The following is a 15,442-nucleotide window of genomic DNA, read 5'->3' as shown; positions in this document are numbered from 1 at the left end:
GGCGATGGCAAGACCCGTGCGTTAATCGCCCGTAAATCCTCACCCCGCCGGAACACGGCCCGGCTCAGCCCAGGAACCCCCGTAGCAGTGCCGCCGTCCCGCCGCAGTGCTCGCGCATGATCTCCCGCGCCTGATCCGCGTCGCCCTCGATCACGGCCTCCACCAGAGCGGTGTGCTGCCGCTGGGAGTGCTCCAGGTTGCGCACGAGGAGCGGGATGCAGTCGAGCAGGTCGTTCACGCTCGCGCGCACGGCCGCGTACTGGGCCGTGAGCGTGGGGGAGCCGGACAGCTCGGCGAGCGTGAGGTGCAGCAGCGTGTCCAGGCGGCGGTAGTCGGAGAGCGGGGCGTCGTGCGTGCGCGCCAGGGCCTCACGGAGCCGCTCCGCCTGCTTCCCGTCCAGTCCGTGCGCCGCGCACAGCCCGGCCGCGCCGACCTCCAGCACCTCCCGGAAGCGCAGCACGTCCTCTATGTCGACCTCGGCGACCCGGCGCCGCAGCTCGTCCTCGCCGCCCGCGTCCGTACGCGGCAGCACGAACGTTCCGCCGTACCGGCCGCGCCGCGACTCGACGAGGCCCTGGTCTTGGAGCACCTTCAGCACCTCGCGCAGCGTCACCCGGCTGATCCCCAGCCGCTCCGCCAGTTCCCGCTCGGCCGGCAGCCGCTCGCCCCCCGCGACCAGGCCCAGCCGTACGACCTGGAGGATCTGCTCCAGTGCCTCCTCGAAGCCGTTGCCCGCGCGCACCGGCCGCAGCACCGGCGTCAGCCCGTCCCGCATCTCGCCCCCAGCTTCCTCCGGCATGTGGCCGTACCCCCTTCCCAAGCAATGGTTCTCCGCAATACCTTATGGCTCCCGGCGGATCCAAGGCAGCGGATCCAAGGAGCCTAGGAGGCCTTCCCGTGGCAGACCGCACACCCCCGCTGAGCGTCGAGGAGCTGCACGCCCTCGTCGCGGGCGGTGAGATCGACACTGTCGTCCTGGCCTTCCCCGACATGCAGGGGCGGCTCCAGGGCAAGCGGTTCGCCGCCCGCTTCTTCCTCGACGAGGTGCTCCAGCACGGCACCGAGGGCTGCAACTACCTGCTCGCCGTCGACACCGAGATGAACACCGTCGAGGGCTACGCGATGTCCTCCTGGGACCGCGGCTACGGCGACTTCGCGATGCACCCGGACCTGAGCACCCTGCGCCGCGTCCCCTGGAACGAGGGCACGGCCATGCTCCACGCCGACCTCGCCTGGAGCGACGGCTCCCCGGTGGTCGCCGCACCCCGCCAGATACTGCGCCGCCAGCTGGAGCGCCTGGCCGAGCTCGGCTACACCGCCCAGGTCGGCACCGAGCTGGAGTTCATCGTCTTCAAGGACAGCTACGAACAGGCGTGGGACGCCAACTACAGCGGCCTCACCCCGGCCAACCAGTACAACATCGACTACTCCGTCCTCGGCACCGGCCGCATCGAGCCCCTGCTGCGCCGGATCCGCAACGAGATGGCGGCGGCCGGCCTCACCGTCGAGTCCGCCAAGGGCGAGTGCAACCCCGGCCAGCACGAGATCGCCTTCCGCTACGACGAGGCCCTGGTCACCTGCGACCAGCACTCCGTCTACAAGACCGGCGCCAAGGAGATCGCCGCCCAGGAGGGCATGTCGATCACCTTCATGGCCAAGTACAACGAGCGCGAGGGCAACTCCTGCCACATCCACCTCTCGCTCGCGGACGCGGACGGCGGCAACGCCATGGCCGGGGACGGCGAGGGCGGCATGTCGGACGTCATGCGCCACTTCCTCGCCGGCCAGCTCGCCGCCCTCCGGGACTTCTCCCTGCTCTACGCCCCCCACATCAACTCCTACAAGCGGTTCCAGCCCGGCTCCTTCGCCCCGACCGCCGTAGCCTGGGGCAAGGACAACCGCACCTGCGCGCTGCGCGTGGTCGGCCATGGCCGCTCCCTGCGCTTCGAGAACCGGCTGCCCGGCGGCGACGTCAACCCCTACCTCGCCGTCGCCGGACTCGTGGCGGCCGGGCTGCACGGCGTCGAGCAGAAGCTGGAGCTGCCCGAGCCCTGTCCCGGCAACGCCTACACCGCCGACTTCGCCCACGTCCCCACCACCCTGCGCGAGGCCGCCGAGCTCTGGGAGAACAGCCCCGTCGCGAAGGCCGCCTTCGGGGACGAGGTCGTCGCGCACTACCGCAACATGGCGCGGGTCGAACTGGACGCCTTCGACGCCGCGGTGACCGACTGGGAGCTGCGCCGCTCCTTCGAACGTATGTGAGGCCCACCATGTCTTCCGAGCCCCTCCTGGAAGTACTGAACCCCGCGACCGAGGAGGTCGTCGCCGCCATCGCGGCGGCCGGCCCGGCCGACGTCGACGCGGCGGTCACCCTGGCCGCCCGGGCCCAGACCGTCTGGGCCGCCCTCGCCCCCGGCGACCGCGCCCGGCTGCTGCGCCGCTTCGCGGCCACCGTCGACGAGCACCTGGAGGAACTGGCCCGGCTGGAGGTCCGCGAGGCCGGCCACCTCATCGGCAACGCCCGCTGGGAGGCCGGCAACGTCCGTGACCTGCTGGACTACGCGGCCGGGGGAGTGGAGCGGCTCACCGGCCGGCAGATCCCGGTGCCCGGCGGCCTGAACGTCACGATCCTCGAACCGCTCGGCGTCGTCGGCGTGATCGCGCCCTGGAACTTCCCCATGCCGATCGCCGCCTGGGGCACCGCCCCCGCACTCGCGGCCGGCAACGCGGTCATCCTCAAGCCCGCCGAGACCACGCCCCTCACCGCGCTGCGCCTCGCCGAACTCGCCCTGGAGGCCGGCCTGCCCGAGCACCTCTTCCAGGTCCTGCCGGGGCACGGCGCCGTCGCGGGCGAGGCACTCGTCCGGCACCCCGGCGTCGCCAAGGTCGTCTTCACCGGCTCCACCCGCACCGGGACGCGCGTCGCCGCGCTCGGCGCCGAGCAGGCCAAGCCGGTCACTCTCGAACTCGGCGGCAAGAGCCCCAACATCGTCTTCGCCGACGCCGACCTCAAGACCGCCGTCGACCCCTTCTCGTTCCTCGACAACTCCGGCCAGGACTGCTGCGCCCGCACCCGCATCCTGGTCCAGGAGCCGGTGTACGACGAGGTCCGCGAGCTGCTCGCCGAGGCCCTGGCCGCCGTGGTGGTGGGCGACCCGGCCGACGAGAAGACGCAGATGGGCCCGCTGATCTCCCGGCAGCAGCTCGACCGCGTCCGGGGTTACGTGCCCGATGACGCCCCGGCCCTGCGCGGCAGCGCGCCCGGGGGGCCCGGCTTCTGGTTCCCGCCGACCGTGCTCACCGGCGAGAGCCCCGACTCGCCTGCGGCCTGCGAGGAGATCTTCGGCCCCGTCGCCGTACTGCTTCCGTTCACCGACGAGGCGGACGCCGTCCGCCTGGCCAACGACACCCCGTACGGCCTCTCCGGCTCCATCTGGACGAGGGACGTCGGCCGGGCGCTCCGCGTCTCCCAGGCGGTCCGCGCCGGCAACCTGTCCGTCAACTCCCACGCCAGCGTCCGCTACTGGACCCCGTTCGGCGGCTACAAGCAGTCGGGCGTCGGCCGCGAACTCGGCCCCGACGCCCTGGCCGCCTTCACCGAAACCAAGAACGTCTTCATCAGCACGGAAGGCCCCGCACAGTGACCCAGGCTCAGGAGAACATCTGCCGCCGGCTGGTCGGCCGTACCGCCGTCATCACCGGAGCCGGCAGCGGCATCGGCCTCGCCACCGCGCTCCGCCTCGCCTCCGAGGGCGCGCATGTCGTCTGCGGCGACGTCGACGAGGTACGCGGCAAGGCCGCCGCCGAAGAGACCGGCGGCACCTTCGTCAAGGTCGACGTCACCGACCCCGAGCAGGTCGAGGCCCTCTTCCGGACGGCGTACGACACCTACGGCAGCGTCGACATCGCCTTCAACAACGCCGGCATCTCCCCGCCCGACGACGACTCCATCCTGGAGACCGGCCTGGAGGCCTGGAAGCGCGTCCAGGAGGTCAACCTCACCTCCGTCTACCTGTGCTGCAAGGCCGCCATCCCCTACATGCGGCGCCAGGGCAAGGGCTCGATCATCAACACCGCGTCCTTCGTGGCGAGGATGGGCGCCGCCACCAGCCAGATCTCGTACACGGCCTCCAAGGGCGGTGTCCTGGCCATGTCCCGCGAACTGGGCGTCCAGTTCGCCCGCGAGGGCATCCGCGTGAACGCCCTGTGCCCCGGCCCGGTCAACACCCCCCTCCTCCAGGAGCTGTTCGCCAAGGACCCGGAGCGCGCCGCGCGCCGCCTGGTGCACGTCCCGGTCGGCCGGTTCGCCGAGGCCGAGGAGATCGCCGCCGCCGTCGCCTTCCTGGCCAGCGACGACTCCTCCTTCGTGAACGCCACCGACTTCCTCGTCGACGGCGGCATCGCGGGGGCGTACGTCACCCCTCTGTAGGCCTCTGGCTCTAGAGTGCCGGGATGAGCACGACGCCTCCGCCCGGCTGGTATCCCGACCCGCACGGCCCTCATCTGGAACGCTGGTGGGACGGCACGGCCTGGACCGAGCACCGCCGTGCGCCCGGGGGCGGCGCCGGCCCGGTACCCCCGCCCCCGGGCGGCGGCACCGGGCGTGCGAAGACGGTCGCCCTCGTCGCCGCCGGAGCGGTCCTGGTCGCGGCGAGCGTCACCGGAGCCCTGGTCCTCACCAGCGGCGACGACAGTGGCGCGGAGACGAGGACGGTTCCGACGGCCCCCGGCCCCACGGCGTCGGAGCCGTCGGAGCCGACGCCCGAGACGTCCGCCTCCGAGCCGTCCGCCGACGACCCGGCCGTCGTCGAGGACCAGCTCAACGGTGTCACCTTCCCGCTGCTCGACGGCTGGGTCCGCCCGCAGCACGTCGCCGAGCGCGACGTCGTCATGACGACGGACGGCACCTACGACTGCCCCGGCGACGGCACCGTCTGCCGCCACGGCCTCGTCTTCTCCCGCACGGTCACCGCGAACGACGAGAAGTCCCCCGAGGCCCTCGCCAAGGCGGACATCTCCGAGGCGGCCGAAGAGGCCTACGACCGCGACAGGATCGGCCGCAAGCCCTACGGGGGCATGGAATCCCACGAGGTCGTCAAGTCAGGCCCGGTCGCGGTGGCGGGCCGTGCCGGGTACTTCGTGCGCTGGCGTGTGCAGACCGCCAAGGGGCCGGGCGGCTACGTCCAGTCGCTCGTCTTCCCCTCCAGCGTCGGCACCGAGTCACCGGTCCTCGTCCGGTACGTCTTCGACGCGGGCGAGGACGGACCACCCCTCGCCGACATGGACCGCGTCACCAAGGGCATCCGCCCGGTCGGCGACGCGGACACGGGCGGCGGCGTCGGCAGCAGCATCGGCCCCTCGGACTGACGCGGTTACAGGAACGTGTGACCCTCGCCGCGGTAGGTCGGCACGGTCGCCGTCACCGCGTCGCCCTCGATCAGCTGCAGCTGGTCGAACCGCTCGCACAGCTCACCGGCCTTCGCGTGCCGGAACCAGACCTTGTCACCGATCAGCAGATCGTCGGCGGGCGAGCCGAGCAGCGGCGTCTGCACCTCACCGGCCCCCTCCTGCGGGTCGTAGCGCAGCCCCTCGGGCAGGTACGGCACGGGCGACCGGTCGGCCCCCGCGGCCCCGGAAGCGGGATAGCCGCCACCGAGCACGGTCACCACGCCCACCCCCGGCCGCCGTACGACCGGCTGGGCGAACAGGGCCGCCGGACGGCCGCTGAACGACGTGTAGTTGTCGAACAGCCGCGGCACGTACAGCCCCGACCCGGCGGCGATCTCGGTCACCGAGTCCTCCGCCGCCGTGTGCTGCACCGAGCCGGTGCCACCGCCGTTGACGAACTCCAGGCCCGGCACGACGGCCCGCACCGCGCGCACCACCTCCGCACGCCGCTCGGCGAGTTCACGCCTGGCGGCGGCCTGCATCAGCCGTACGGCACGGGACCGCAGCGGGCGCCCCGCCACCGAGTCCCCGACACCGGCGACGTGTCCCTCGTACGCCATGATCCCCACGACCTCGAAACCGGGCCGCCGGGCCACCGACCGGGCCACGTCCGCGACCTGCGCGGGGGAGTGCAGCGGTGAGCGCCGGGCCCCGACGCGCACCCGCCCGCCGAGCAGCCTCAGGGACGTGTCCAACTCCAGGCACACCCGCACCACTTCACGACCGCCGCCCCGCGAGGCGTCGATCAGATCGAGCTGGGCCACGTCGTCGACCATGACGGTGACGGCGGCGGCGAGCTTGGGATCACCGGCGAGCTCGGCGTACGCGACACGGTCGGCCGACGGGTAGGCGAGCAGCACGTCCTCGAACCCCGAGCGGGCCAGCCACAGCGACTCGGCGAGCGTGAAGGACATGATCCCGGCGAAGCCGTCCCGGGCCAGGACGCGTTCCAGCAGCGCCCGGCATCGCACGGACTTGCTGGCGACCCGGACGGGCTTGCCCCCGGCGCGACGGACCAGATCGGCGGCGTTGGCGTCGAAGGCCTCCAGGTCCACGATCGCGAGAGGGGCGTCGAGATGGGCTGTGGCCCGGTCGTAACGGGCCCGGTCGGCGGCGCGCGCAGTCATGAACGCAGCCTGCCAGACTGGATTACCGCAGGGTAGGGGGACGTTCCGGGCAGATGCCCCGGGGTCGTGGACTGGTTCCCGTTCGTGCAGGAACAAGCCGTAGAGTGACGCGCACGTACGGCGGAACGAGCCGGCCGGGAATCCGCGCCGGGATGACGCTCCGTCCGTACGGGTATGTGTGCCCGGGACGATTCCGTGCCGGGCCTCGGGCAGGACGCCACCGGCCCGCGCAGAACGCAGCGGCCCGGGCGCGAGGAAACGGGGGGTGCATGAGCACGGAAGCGCGGCGTGCCTCCTTCCCACCGCGTCCCCCGCACCCCCCGGGAAACAAACCGTCCGACGCAGCCACGGACCACGACGCCCCGTCGGGTGCGGACGGGCCCGAGTCCCCTGACACCGGCCGGCCGCCCGCGACGTGGCGCGAGGACTCGACCTCGGTTTCACCGCGGCCCTCCCCGGCACGAAACCCCGACCGGGCCGAGCCCGCCACCGGGCGTGTGTCGCCGGGTGATGGTGCTCCGGGGCCGCGTGGATCTGCTCCGGCGGAAACGGACGGGCGTGGGCGCTCTGGTGCCGGTGGCTCGGCGGCGGGGTCGTTGCGGCCGCCCTCGGGGCGGGACACCGACGCGGCCGACGGGCGTGTGTCGCCGGGTGGCGGTACGTCGAGGCCGCGTGCGTCGGCTTCGGCTTCCGCGGCGGGGTCTTCGCGGCCGTCCGCGGGGCGGGACACCGACCGGCTCGGGTCTGCCGTTGCCGGGCAGCGTGGTGTGTCGGACGGGCGCGGGTTCTTCGGTGCCGGTGGCCCGGCGACCGATGCCCAGGGGCCCTCCTCGGCGCGTGAGGCGGCCTCGACGGGCTCTGCCGCCGAGGACCGGGCCACGTCCCGCGGGCGTATCAGCACGGGTGGCTCATCGGCGGGAGGCGGCACCGGTCCCGGAACGGCGGCCCGAGGCGACGGCACGGCCGGTCCGCGCGGCCTTTCCGGCATGGGCGGCTCATCGGCAGAGGGCGGCACCGGTGCCGGAACGGCGGCCCGAGGCGGTGGTGCGGCGGGTCCGGGTACCTCCGGCTCCGGTGGCGGCTCGAACGGGCGCCCTCGCTTCCCGAGCCTCGGCGCCACCGCGCCCGAGCGCACCGAGGCCACGACACCGCCCCCGCCGCTCGCCTCCGCCCGCTTCCCGGACACGCCGCCCGGCGTCCGCACCGAGACCCGGCCCGAGTCGAACAGGCCGTCCACCCCGCCCGGCACCCCTCCGCGACCACGTCACCTGCCGGGCTCCTCCGGCCGGCCCGGGCCGCTCCCCACGCCACGCCGTACCGGCGCCCCCGCCGAGAACGCGGCGGAGACCACCCGACGCCTGCGGCCGATTCCCGCGGATCCGGCACCCGCCGAAACCCCCGGCCGTCCCGGCCCCGTACGCCCCGGCACCCCGCCACGCCCCACCCGTGAGCCACAGGCCGGCGCGGGCCTGCTCGCCGGCGCTGATGCCGGTTCCGGTGCCATGCCCGGGCTGCGCATGCCGCCCGCGCCCACCCAGCGGCCCCGCCCCGCGACCCCGGCCCCTCCGCCCCCGGAGTCCGCCCGCGTCTCTCCCGACCCGGCCTTCTCCTGGAGCGCGAGCGCCCCCCTGACCCCCAGCGGGACACTCACCGGCGCCCGGCCCGTCGTGTCGTTCGGTGAGCCCGAGGGATACGACGGCGACGCCCGGCCCCGCCCGCTCGGCCGCCGCGGCGCGTCGCAGGCCGCCGCGGCCGCCGCCTGTCTCGTGCTCGGGCTGGGACTCATCTCGGGTGCGGCCACCGGCAGCTGGCTCGTCGGTGACTCCGGCGAAGAGGGCTCGCGCAGCACCTTCGCCACGGCCGGAAGCCTCTGGCACAGCGCCCCCGTCGACCAGCTGTTCCCACCCACCGTGCAGGGCAAGGGCGCCGGCCCCGGCGGAGCCGACCGCACCTGGACCCGTATCGCCGTCGCCCCCGACAGCGGCTGCGAGGACGCCTTCGACCCCCTGCTGCGCAAGGCCCTCGCCCCCGTCGGCTGCGAGCGGCTCCTGCGCGCCACCTACACCGACGCCACCCAGAGCTACGTGACCACCGTCGGCCTGCTCTTCACCACGGCCGACGCTCCGGGCATGACCTCCCTCGCGAACCGTTTCCGCAAGGAGCGCCTGGACCGCCGCAGCGACCTGATGCCCCTGCCGTACGCCGCCCAGGGCACCTCCGCCGCCCGCTTCGGCGAGGGGCAGCGCGCCTCCTGGACCGTCTCCGTGCTCACCGAGGCCCCCGTCGTCGTCTACGCCGTCTCCGGCTGGGCCGACGGCCGCACGGTCGACGACCCGCAGCCCGCCGAGGACGCCATGGAGCCCAACGCCACCACCGCCCCGGCCCAGGCCGGCCTCGGCAACGAGGCGCAGGGCCTCGCCGACCGCGTCGAACGCGGCCTCCGCAAGAACGTCCGCTCGGCCACGGAGCAGCCGTCGTGAAAGCCGCAAACCGCCCGGCCGGGCGCGCCGCCGCGACCCGGCGGGCCGGAGCCCTCGGCGTCCTGCTCGCCGCGGGCCTCGTCCTCCTCCCCGCCCCCGCCGCCCACGCCGACAGCATCCGCGCCCAGCAGTGGGCCCTGGAGGCCATGCACACCCAGGAGGCCTGGCAGACCACGAAGGGCGACGGCGTCACCGTCGCCGTCCTGGACACCGGCGTCGAGGCCGACCACCCCGACCTGATCGGCAACGTCCTCACCGGCAAGGACCTGGTCGGCTTCGGAGCCGAGCCCGGCGAGCGCGCCTGGGCCCGGCACGGCACCGCCATGGCCGGCATCATCGCCGGCCACGGACACGGCCCGGGCAACGCCGACGGCGTCCTCGGCATCGCCCCCGAGGCGAAGATCCTCCCCGTCCGCGTGATCCTGGAGGACGGCGACCCCTCCCGCGCCAAGGCCCGCAGCACCCGCGGCAACGCCCTCGCCGAGGGCATCCGCTGGGCCGCCGACCACGGCGCCGACGTCATCAACCTCTCCCTCGGCGACGACTCCGCCTCCGCGCACCCCGAACCCACCGAGGACTCGGCCATCCAGTACGCCCTGAAGAAGGGCGTGGTCGTCGTCGCCTCCTCGGGCAACGGCGGAGAGAAGGGCGACCACATCTCCTACCCGGCCGCCTACCCGGGCGTCATCGCCGCCACCGCCGTCGACCGCTCCGGCACCCGCGCCACCTTCTCCACCCGCCGCTGGTACGCCACCGTCAGCGCCCCCGGCGTCGACGTCGTCATCGCCGACCCCGACCACAAGTACTACGAGGGCTGGGGCACCAGCGCCGCCGCCGCCTTCGTCTCCGGCGCCGCCGCCCTGGTCAAGGCCGCCCACCCGGACCTGACCCCGGCCCAGATCAAGTCGCTCCTCGAGGAAACCGCCCGCAACGCCCCCGTCGGGGGCCGCGACGACTCCCGCGGCTTCGGCTTCATCGACCCGGCCGCCGCCATCAAGGCCGCCGACGGGGTCGAGCCGGAGGGCCTGCGCTCGGCGTCGCACGGCGAGAAGTACTTCGGCAGCGGCCCGGACGACGCCGCCTCCGGCGACGACACCGCCGACTGGGCCGCACCCCTCGCGGGCAGCGCCGGCTCCGTCCTGCTGGTGGCGGCCGTGGTCCTGTGGCGCGGCCGCCGTACGCACCGCGACGAGTTCTAGTCCTCGGCCCCGGAACCGCTGCCGAAGCGGTGGCACCCGGCCGATAGGGTCGATGACCGTGGCGAACAAGAACATCCCCGACTCCGGCTTCTCCGACGACGACGGCTCCGCCGACCCCCGGCTGAGCGCGGCGCTCGCCGCCTGGTCGGAGGACCGCGGCGCCGTCGGCCCGGTCCTCGACGCACTCAAGGGCGCCCGGCTCCTCGTCCCCGTCGTGGCCGTGCTCGGCGAGGTCGAGGAGGACGAGCGGGGACTGCGCCACGAGAAGACCAGCGACATGGCCGTACCGACCCTGAAGGCCGGAAACCGCACCGCCCTCCCCGCCTTCACGTCCACGGACTCCCTCGCCCGCTGGGATCCGGCGGCCCGCCCCGTCGCCGTCCCCCTGCACCAGGCCCTCCAGGCCGCCGCCCACGAGAAGGCGGACACGGTCGTGCTGGACATGGCAGGGCCCGTGCCCTTCGAGCTGACGGGATCCGCCCTGTTGTCGCTCGCCGAGGGCCGGACCACCACGGACCCGCTCGCCGACCCGGCGGTCGTGGCCGCGGTGCGCGCCGTGGTCGCCGACGTGCGCGCGGTGGTGCGTGCCTACCTCGGCCCCGGCCGGGCCGACGGCACCCTCGCCCTGGTCTTCGAGCCGGCCGTGCCGCACGACGCCGGCGTCCACGCGGTCGCACGCCGCCTCGCCGCCGACGAGACACTGAGGGCCCGCCTGGTGCGCGGCCTCGACCTGGCAGTCCTGCCGGCCGAGGCGACGCCACCGGGCGAGCCCTTGTACGTACGCGGATGAACTAGCCGTAGACGGGGCCCGTGTACTTCTCGCCCGGCCCCTGGCCCGGCTCGTCCGGGCTCAGCGACGCCTCGCGGAACGCCAGCTGCAGCGACTTCAGACCGTCGCGCAGCGGCGACGCGTGGAAGGAGCTGATCTCGGTCGCGGAGGCGTCCAGCAGGCCGGCCAGCGCGTGCACCAGCTTGCGGGCCTCGTCCAGGTCCTTGTGCTTGTCGCCCTCCTCGGTCAGGCCGAGCTTCACCGCGGCGGCGCTCATCAGGTTGACGGCGACCGTCACGATCACCTCGACCGCCGGGACCTCGGCGATGTCGCGGGCCATGGCGTCGAAGTCGGGGGACTCAGGAGGGGTGTCACTCATGCCCCACACGATAGGCGCAGGGCGGCCCCGTGCCGCACCAGGCCCCACGGCGTCCCAATTAGCCGTTCCTGGCCGTTGCTGGTAACCTCGTGTAACGACCGGTCGGACCCGTATGCCTCACGGCCCGCGAGCCCGACCCACAAGTGGAGGCTTTCGAACTCCCACCTGATCGCCCCCAGGGCGGCGGGTCACCGGTCAGACGATCCCGTCCCAGTGGCGGCGATCCGTCCGAAAGCGCGCCCCGCGGTCACCGCGGCGGTGCTCCGGTAGTTCGAGGAGCCCCGCCTGGGATCGTCCGGGGCATTTTTTCTGCTTCGGCGCGGTTAGGTCTATCGAATAGAGACGTTACGCGGCCGTCCGCCAGACCGTCGCGTGGTGCTACCGAGGAGGATCCATCAGCGCCGAGCCCCGCATCAACGACCGGATTCGCGTTCCCGAGGTGCGACTTGTCGGTCCCAGTGGCGAGCAGGTGGGCATCGTCCCCCTGGCCAAGGCACTGGAGCTTGCGCAGGAGTACGACCTGGACCTGGTCGAGGTCGCGGCGAATGCCCGTCCGCCCGTGTGCAAGCTCATGGACTACGGGAAGTTCAAGTACGAGTCGGCCATGAAGGCCCGTGAGGCGCGCAAGAACCAGGCGCACACGGTCATCAAGGAGATGAAGCTCCGGCCGAAGATCGACCCGCACGACTATGACACCAAGAAGGGTCACGTCGTCCGGTTCCTCAAGCAGGGCGACAAGGTCAAGATCACGATCATGTTCCGTGGTCGCGAGCAGTCCCGGCCCGAGCTGGGCTACCGACTGCTGCAGCGTCTCGCGGAGGACGTCCAGGACCTCGGTTTCGTCGAGTCGAACCCGAAGCAGGACGGCCGAAACATGATCATGGTCCTCGGTCCGCACAAGAAGAAGACCGAGGCGATGGCCGAGGCTCGCCAGGCGCAGGAAGCCCGCAAGGCGGACGCGAAGGCCAACCCCGGCCGCTCGCAGAACGCCGCGGAAGCCGATGCCGACGCCGAGGCCGACGTGGACGTCGAGGCACCGGCCGAGGAGCACGCCGAGGCGTGACCCCTGGGGACGCGAGTCCCGAGGAAGCAACCGAAACAAGACGACGCTCCACCGTGCCCGGTTTCACGACCGGGCACCGGAGCGCCACCGACGAGGAGAGTACGGCGCTATGCCGAAGAACAAGTCGCACAGCGGGTCCAGCAAGCGCTTCAAGGTCACCGGCTCCGGCAAGGTGCTCCGCGAGCGTGCCGGCAAGCGCCACCTGCTCGAGCACAAGTCGTCCCGTGTGACGCGTCGCCTCACCGGCAACGCCGAGATGGCCCCGGGCGACGCCAAGAAGATCAAGAAGCTTCTCGGCAAGTGACGCTTCGGCGCGTGAGCGCCGTACGTCAGGACCGGGACCCAATCGATTTCGGGCCGTGTGAGTACCACCGCGGCCCCGCTACAAGGAGTTAAAAAGTGGCACGCGTCAAGCGGGCAGTGAACGCCCACAAGAAGCGCCGGGCGATCCTCGAGCAGGCTTCCGGCTACCGCGGTCAGCGTTCGCGCCTGTACCGCAAGGCCAAGGAGCAGGTCACCCACTCGCTGGTCTACAACTACAACGACCGCAAGAAGCGCAAGGGTGACTTCCGTCAGCTGTGGATCCAGCGCATCAACGCCGCTGCCCGCGCCAACGGCATCACGTACAACCGCTTCATCCAGGGTCTGAAGGCCGCGAACGTCGAGGTCGACCGCAAGATCCTGGCCGAGCTGGCCGTCAACGACGCCGGTGCGTTCGCCGCGCTCGTCGAGGTCGCTCAGAAGGCGCTGCCGAGCGACGTCAACGCGCCCAAGGCTGCGTGACGCCGCGCCGGCCGCAAGCCGACGTGATTCAAGGACCCGCAGGCCGAACGGCCTGCGGGTCCTGCTGTGCAGCTACGAGAAAGTGAACAGGATGTCCCCCGCCACGCCCGAGCTCATCTCCCCCCGCTCCCCCCGCGTCCTGGCCGCGCGGCGGCTGGCCAAGCGGAACTTCCGGGGGAAGGAGCGGCTGTTCCTCGCGGAGGGACCGCAGGCCGTGCGCGAGGCGGCCGGGCACCGGGCCGGGGACACGGCCACGCTCGTGGAACTGTTCGCGACGCTGGAGGCGGCCGAGCGGTACGCCGACATCCTGGGGGCGGTCCGGGACGCCGGCGCCCGGGTGCACCTCGCCTCCGAGCAGGTCATCGCCGACATCTCGACCACCGTCACCCCGCAGGGACTCGTCGGCGTCTGCCGGTTCCTGGACACGCCCTTCGAGGAGATCCTCGACGCGCGCCCCCGGCTCGTCGCCCTCCTCGCCAACGTCCGCGACCCCGGCAACGCCGGGACCGTACTGCGCTGCGCCGACGCCGCCGGCGCCGAGGCCGTCGTCCTGACCGACGCCTCCGTCGACGTGTACAACCCCAAGGCCGTCCGCGCCTCGGTCGGTTCCCTGTTCCACCTGCCCGTCGCCGTCGGAGTCCCCGTGGAGGAGGCGGTCGACAGGCTGCGGGCCGCCGGTGTCCGGGTCGTCGCCGCCGACGGGGCGGGCGACCGCGACCTCGACGAGGAACTCGACAAGGGCACCATGGGCGGGCCGACCGCCTGGGTCTTCGGGAACGAGGCCTGGGGCCTCCCGGAGGAGACCCGTGCCCTCGCCGACGCCGTCGTGCGTGTCCCGATCCACGGGAAGGCCGAGAGCCTGAACCTCGCCACCGCCGCGGCCGTATGTCTCTATGCGTCCGCGCGTGCACAGCGCGCCGCCGGAGGGTGCCGTTCCGTCACCCGGAACTAGTAGGGTGACCAGCTCAGGGACCCCTCTGTGGAGCGTTAGAGGTGGGGAGCGGGGATGAGCGTCGGCACGAGCAGCGCACCGGGAGCCCGGGACGCCGGGAACCCGCCCGCCGCGTTCGGGCCGCCCGGTGATCTCGCCGGCCTCGGCATAGACCCCGACCAACTGCCCGACGGACTCGTCGTCGCCGACGAGCAGGGCCGCGTCATCTGCTTCAACGCCGCCGCCCAGCGCATCACCGCCGTCCCCGCGCGGGACGCCCTCGGGCAGCGGCTGGAGAAGGCCCTGCCGTTAGAGGACCTGGAGGGGCGCCGCTGGTGGCAGCTGACCGACCCCTACGGCGGCCTCGCCATCCGCGTCGGACAGCCCGAGCGCAACCTCCTGCTCCCCGGCGGCCGTGAGGTGCTGGTCTCCGCGCGCTACGTCCGCAGCCGGCCCACCGGGCCCCTCCGGCGCCTCGTCGTCACCCTGCGCGACACCGAGGCCCGGCGCCGCACCGAGCGCAGCCACGCCGAGCTGATCGCCACCGTCGCCCACGAACTGCGCTCTCCGCTCACCTCGGTCAAGGGCTTCACCGCCACCCTGCTCGCCAAGTGGGAACGCTTCACCGACGACCAGAAGCGGCTGATGCTGGAGACCGTCGACGCCGACGCCGACCGGGTCACCCGGCTCATCGCCGAGCTGCTCGACATCTCGCGGATCGACTCCGGCCGGCTGGAGGTGCGCCGCCAGCCCGTCGACATCGGCGCGGCCGTCGGACGGCACATCCAGGCCTACGTCGCCGCCGGGCAGGCGGCCGACCGGTTCCTGCTGCGCCTCCAGCAGCCGCTGCCCGACCTGTGGGCCGACCCCGACAAGATCGACCAGGTGCTCAGCAACCTGCTGGAAAATGCCGTGCGGCACGGCGAGGGAACTGTCACGATCGACGTCACGGCCACGGCGTCCCTCCGCGAGGGCGAGTTCGCCGAGAACGCAGCCACGTCGGTCACGGTGAGCGACGAGGGGCCCGGCATCCCGGAGGAGTCCATGAACCGCGTCTTCACCCGCTTCTGGCGGGGCAGCAAGCGCGGTGGCACCGGCCTCGGGCTCTACATCGTCAAGGGCATCGTCGAGGCCCACGGCGGCACCATCACGGTCGGCCGCGCGCCCGGCGCCGGCGCCGAGTTCCGATTTACGTTGCCCGTGAGTGCTCCGGCCTATCTCGCCTGAGCCCCGCGGGCGCATTCGTATACCTCCACCCCGTTA

The 15,442-nt window shown here is 73.1% G+C and carries 15 protein-coding genes; 12 read left to right on the top strand and 3 right to left on the bottom strand.

The genetic code is table 11. The annotated features are described in order from the left end of the window. Positions 1 to 64 precede the first annotated feature (64 nt). Entirely contained in the window at positions 65 to 799 is a 735-nt protein-coding gene (locus ACZ6I3_RS30740; protein ID WP_469419018.1) for a FadR/GntR family transcriptional regulator, read from the bottom strand. Positions 800 to 897: 98 nt separating this feature from the next. Here ACZ6I3_RS30740 and ACZ6I3_RS30735 point away from each other — a divergent pair, with 98 nt between their 5' ends. Genes ACZ6I3_RS30735 through ACZ6I3_RS30720 form a run of 4 tightly spaced genes read left to right on the top strand, consistent with a single transcriptional unit; the run spans position 898 to position 5,367 of the window. Next, a complete protein-coding gene (locus ACZ6I3_RS30735; protein ID WP_469419016.1) occupies positions 898 to 2,262 on the top strand; it encodes a glutamine synthetase family protein in 1,365 nt (454 codons plus the stop codon). A gap of 8 nt (positions 2,263 to 2,270) precedes the next feature. After that, the gene (locus ACZ6I3_RS30730) at positions 2,271 to 3,644 is read left to right on the top strand and encodes an aldehyde dehydrogenase family protein (RefSeq protein WP_469419015.1); all 1,374 of its coding nucleotides are present in this window, start codon (positions 2,271 to 2,273) and stop codon (positions 3,642 to 3,644) included. Beyond that, on the top strand, positions 3,641 to 4,429 hold the full coding sequence (locus ACZ6I3_RS30725; protein WP_469419013.1) for a 3-oxoacyl-ACP reductase: 789 nt from the start codon (positions 3,641 to 3,643) through the stop codon (positions 4,427 to 4,429). Before ACZ6I3_RS30730 ends, ACZ6I3_RS30725 begins: the two co-directional genes overlap by 4 nt. 23 nt (positions 4,430 to 4,452) lie before the next feature. Beyond that, a complete protein-coding gene (locus ACZ6I3_RS30720; protein WP_469419012.1) occupies positions 4,453 to 5,367 on the top strand; it encodes a DUF2510 domain-containing protein in 915 nt (304 codons plus the stop codon). A 5-nt stretch (positions 5,368 to 5,372) separates the two neighbouring features. Here the strand turns inward: ACZ6I3_RS30720 and ACZ6I3_RS30715 are convergent, their stop codons facing one another. Further along, positions 5,373 to 6,575: an amino acid deaminase/aldolase gene (locus ACZ6I3_RS30715; protein WP_469419010.1), complete on the bottom strand. Its 1,203-nt coding sequence runs from the start codon at positions 6,573 to 6,575 to the stop codon at positions 5,373 to 5,375. A 986-nt stretch (positions 6,576 to 7,561) separates the two neighbouring features. On the opposite strand from ACZ6I3_RS30715, the gene ACZ6I3_RS30710 reads away from it, so the two are divergent. The 3 genes from ACZ6I3_RS30710 to ACZ6I3_RS30700 are packed head-to-tail and all read left to right on the top strand — an operon-like array spanning position 7,562 to position 11,044. Further along, entirely contained in the window at positions 7,562 to 9,055 is a 1,494-nt protein-coding gene (locus tag ACZ6I3_RS30710; RefSeq protein ID WP_469419008.1) for a hypothetical protein, read from the top strand. Then, complete coding sequence (mycP, locus tag ACZ6I3_RS30705; protein WP_469419006.1) at positions 9,052 to 10,254, top strand: type VII secretion-associated serine protease mycosin; 1,203 nt, start codon at positions 9,052 to 9,054, stop codon at positions 10,252 to 10,254. Before ACZ6I3_RS30710 ends, mycP begins: the two co-directional genes overlap by 4 nt. Before the next feature lie 58 nt (positions 10,255 to 10,312). Continuing rightward, a complete protein-coding gene (locus ACZ6I3_RS30700) occupies positions 10,313 to 11,044 on the top strand; it encodes an SseB family protein (RefSeq protein WP_391106779.1) in 732 nt (243 codons plus the stop codon). Position 11,045: 1 nt separating this feature from the next. Here ACZ6I3_RS30700 and ACZ6I3_RS30695 read toward each other — a convergent pair whose 3' ends face one another. Beyond that, positions 11,046 to 11,402, bottom strand: coding sequence for a DUF1844 domain-containing protein (locus ACZ6I3_RS30695; protein ID WP_469419005.1), 357 nt, complete (start codon positions 11,400 to 11,402; stop codon positions 11,046 to 11,048). A gap of 394 nt (positions 11,403 to 11,796) precedes the next feature. On the opposite strand from ACZ6I3_RS30695, the gene infC reads away from it, so the two are divergent. From infC to ACZ6I3_RS30670, 5 genes are all read left to right on the top strand, one after another. Next, positions 11,797 to 12,465, top strand: a complete 669-nt coding sequence (infC, locus tag ACZ6I3_RS30690) for a translation initiation factor IF-3 (RefSeq protein WP_469419105.1) — start codon at positions 11,797 to 11,799, stop codon at positions 12,463 to 12,465. A gap of 109 nt (positions 12,466 to 12,574) precedes the next feature. Then, positions 12,575 to 12,769: a 50S ribosomal protein L35 gene (gene rpmI / locus ACZ6I3_RS30685; protein ID WP_003989075.1), complete on the top strand. Its 195-nt coding sequence runs from the start codon at positions 12,575 to 12,577 to the stop codon at positions 12,767 to 12,769. A 95-nt stretch (positions 12,770 to 12,864) separates the two neighbouring features. Next, the gene (gene rplT, locus ACZ6I3_RS30680) at positions 12,865 to 13,248 is read left to right on the top strand and encodes a 50S ribosomal protein L20 (RefSeq protein ID WP_004002577.1); all 384 of its coding nucleotides are present in this window, start codon (positions 12,865 to 12,867) and stop codon (positions 13,246 to 13,248) included. Positions 13,249 to 13,339: 91 nt separating this feature from the next. After that, positions 13,340 to 14,200 (top strand): TrmH family RNA methyltransferase, encoded by an 861-nt coding sequence (locus ACZ6I3_RS30675; protein WP_469419004.1) that lies wholly within the window; start codon positions 13,340 to 13,342, stop codon positions 14,198 to 14,200. Between the two features lie 54 nt (positions 14,201 to 14,254). Next, positions 14,255 to 15,406, top strand: coding sequence for a sensor histidine kinase (locus ACZ6I3_RS30670; protein ID WP_469419002.1), 1,152 nt, complete (start codon positions 14,255 to 14,257; stop codon positions 15,404 to 15,406). Positions 15,407 to 15,442: the final 36 nt, after the last annotated feature.

The organism is Streptomyces sp. NPDC041940 (assembly GCF_055589465.1).
This window is presented reverse-complemented; position numbering and strand designations above follow the sequence as displayed.

Excerpts from the sequence above, each read along its gene's own strand:
- ACZ6I3_RS30720 (WP_469419012.1), top strand. The coding sequence starts at position 4,453 with ATGAGCACGACGCCTCCGCCCGGCTGGTATCCCGACCCGCACGGCCCT.
- ACZ6I3_RS30730 (WP_469419015.1), top strand. The coding sequence starts at position 2,271 with ATGTCTTCCGAGCCCCTCCTGGAAGTACTGAACCCCGCGACCGAGGAG.
- ACZ6I3_RS30670 (WP_469419002.1), top strand. The coding sequence starts at position 14,255 with ATGAGCGTCGGCACGAGCAGCGCACCGGGAGCCCGGGACGCCGGGAAC.
- ACZ6I3_RS30695 (WP_469419005.1), bottom strand. The coding sequence starts at position 11,402 with ATGAGTGACACCCCTCCTGAGTCCCCCGACTTCGACGCCATGGCCCGC.
- ACZ6I3_RS30715 (WP_469419010.1), bottom strand. The coding sequence starts at position 6,575 with ATGACTGCGCGCGCCGCCGACCGGGCCCGTTACGACCGGGCCACAGCC.
- ACZ6I3_RS30710 (WP_469419008.1), top strand. The coding sequence starts at position 7,562 with ATGGGCGGCTCATCGGCAGAGGGCGGCACCGGTGCCGGAACGGCGGCC.
- rpmI (WP_003989075.1), top strand. The coding sequence starts at position 12,575 with ATGCCGAAGAACAAGTCGCACAGCGGGTCCAGCAAGCGCTTCAAGGTC.
- ACZ6I3_RS30740 (WP_469419018.1), bottom strand. The coding sequence starts at position 799 with ATGCCGGAGGAAGCTGGGGGCGAGATGCGGGACGGGCTGACGCCGGTG.
- ACZ6I3_RS30675 (WP_469419004.1), top strand. The coding sequence starts at position 13,340 with ATGTCCCCCGCCACGCCCGAGCTCATCTCCCCCCGCTCCCCCCGCGTC.